The organism is Chitinophaga sp., from assembly GCF_036566945.1.
GTDB lineage: Bacteria > Bacteroidota > Bacteroidia > Chitinophagales > Chitinophagaceae > Chitinophaga.
This window is the reverse complement of record NZ_DATCVJ010000319.1, coordinates 1-2,339: the sequence shown is the minus strand read 5'-3', so window position 1 is coordinate 2,339 and position 2,339 is coordinate 1. Positions and strand designations below refer to the sequence as shown.

At 44.7% G+C, this 2,339-nt stretch carries 4 protein-coding genes; all 4 read left to right on the top strand.

The features are described 5' to 3' along the window. Positions 1-310, top strand: a 310-nt coding sequence (locus VIP81_RS09445) for an outer membrane beta-barrel protein (RefSeq protein WP_414649326.1), incomplete at its 5' end; no start/stop codon positions are given. Positions 311-316: 6 nt separating this feature from the next. Next, on the top strand, positions 317-1,078 hold the full coding sequence (locus VIP81_RS09440) for a GLPGLI family protein (protein ID WP_331958970.1): 762 nt from the start codon (positions 317-319) through the stop codon (positions 1,076-1,078). Positions 1,079-1,103: 25 nt separating this feature from the next. After that, positions 1,104-1,910: a helix-turn-helix domain-containing protein gene (locus VIP81_RS09435; RefSeq protein ID WP_331958967.1), complete on the top strand. Its 807-nt coding sequence runs from the start codon at positions 1,104-1,106 to the stop codon at positions 1,908-1,910. A gap of 141 nt (positions 1,911-2,051) precedes the next feature. Next, the coding region (locus tag VIP81_RS09430; protein ID WP_331958963.1) for a VOC family protein at positions 2,052-2,339 on the top strand (288 nt) is incomplete at its 3' end.

Below are 2,339 nucleotides of genomic sequence, written 5' to 3'. Positions count from 1 at the left end.
TCTGTTCCTGCCACTGAAATTTACGTTGCATGCAGATATGAATTGCATGATTCGCCAGAAAACACCGGTATTTACCAGCAATAATAACGTAGCTATTGTCAACGCATTTTTGGCAAAGAAGTTTGGAAAGAAAGACCTGGTGCAGCTCAATTTTTCCATGAATGATATCCTGAATCAGAACATCGGATTTGACAGATCGGTATCTACCAACAGGATCACACAATCGACCTATAGCACCATTGGCCGTTATGGACTGCTGTCTTTTATCTGGAACTTTAACAAATTAGGCGCTGCTGCGCCCAAAGAATAATTTTTTATGAAAAAGAAATTAAGTCTGATGACCCTTTTTATTGTGTTTGCTTTATCTGTGCAGGCACAGCATACTGTTTTTCTGCAGCAGGGACGTATTGAGTATGAGAAGCAGTTGAACTTGCAGGCCAGGATGAAGCAACTGAGTAATGGGGAAGAAAATTCCTGGACAGAAAGTCTTAGAAAGGGGATGGACCAATTCCAGACTACCTACTTCGATTATTCGTTTTCCAACAATACTACTTTGTATAAACCGGGCCGGGAAAACACCACCGGGACTAAAAATCCTTTCTGGGGTCCGGGGCCTGCGGAAGAGAATGTAGTGTATTCCAGGCTGGACAGCATGCAAAGCATTTCGCAGAAGAAAGTGTTTGAGCAATTGTTTGTGGTGAAGGATTCTATTCGCCCCATCCGTTGGAAGATTACGGATGAAACCCGTAAAATAGCCGGGTTCGATTGCAGGCGTGCCAATGCCATCATCATGGATTCTGTTTATGTGGTGGCATTTTATACCGATGCCATTACTACCCCGGGAGGGCCGGAGTCGTTCAGTGGGCTGCCGGGAATGATTCTGGGCGTAGCCTTGCCGCATGAGCATATTACCTGGTTTGCCACCAAAGTATTGGTAGATGATATTAAGGAAGATGCCCTTAAGCCACCGGTAAAGGGAAAGCCGGTCAATAATAAGGAATTGAATGCGGCGCTGGCCAAAAGCATCGGTAAATGGGGGAATTGGGGGAAGGCGTATATTCAGGCGATTTCCTTATAATTGCAGTGGGTATACTCATTTCTTCATGCAAAGGATACACAACATCAGAGCGCTTTATTCCCCTGTTCAGCCTTGTGTGAAACAGGCGGGGGCCGACGTGGTGTACCAGGAATTTTTACCGGATATCCGGCTGCAGGATTTTATTTATTGTTACTGGCAGCTGAAAACAGCACATTCTTTAACAGCGCCCTATCATTACCGGGTGGTCGCCGATGGCTGTATGGATATCTTTTTTGAATTGGAGCACCCATCGACTTCGTTTGTAATGGGTTTCAGTGATGCTTATACGGAGTTTCCGCTGCCAGCGGCATTTAACTACGTAGGTATCCGTTTTTTGCCGGGCATGTTTCCACAGTTATATAAAGTGGATGCAGCTGCATTAGCGCATCGGGAAGCTCGTTTGGAGGAGGTGGCGCCTGCCGGGTATCGGTTTTTAAAAGAAGGATTACCTGGCAATCCGTCGGCAACGGCCATAAAAGCGATGCTGGACAAGCACTTCCTGGTGCTTCTTTCAAAAACTACCCTCCACACCGACAGCAGGTTATACGAATCCATAGACCTTATTTTGCGTACGGCTGGTACGGTTAGTATAGAAAAGGATTTGCCCCGGGGCATCAGCGGCCGGCAGTTACGGCGTTTGTTTGCGGCTTATATCGGCGATACCCCCAAAGCTTTCAGCAACGTAGTCCGGTTCCAGCACCTGTTACAATCCTCTCCGGAAGTATTGAAAAACCGATCCTATCTGGATGCCGGTTACTATGACCAGGCACATTTTATCAAATCGTTTAAAAGTTTGTACGGCCTTACCCCATCGAAAGTCTTCGAAAAATAACTTGTCCGATTTTTACAATGTTGGCGTCTGCAGCCATCATAACTTTGTGATCGTAAATATTAACAAATGAAACGATTACTGTTATTATTGATGTTATCTTTTTTTATATCCCATCTTTATTCACAAACAAAACCGGTTAGGATGAAATTAAATGCGGGCATTATTACAACGAAAATTGCGGAGAGTAAACAATTTTATACAGCCATATTAGGCTTTGGGGTGACGTTTGAGAACGACTTTTACCTGTTGCTGCATACACCGGATAACTCTTCGGCCATTAGTTTTCTATTGCCGGAACATGCTTCACAGCAGCCTTTGTTCAGACCGGCCTTTAATGGAAAAGGTGTATATCTTACCATTGAAGTAGCAAACGTGGATGAGCTGTATCAGCAATTAAAAGCCAAGGGAGTGCAGATCCTGATCGATATA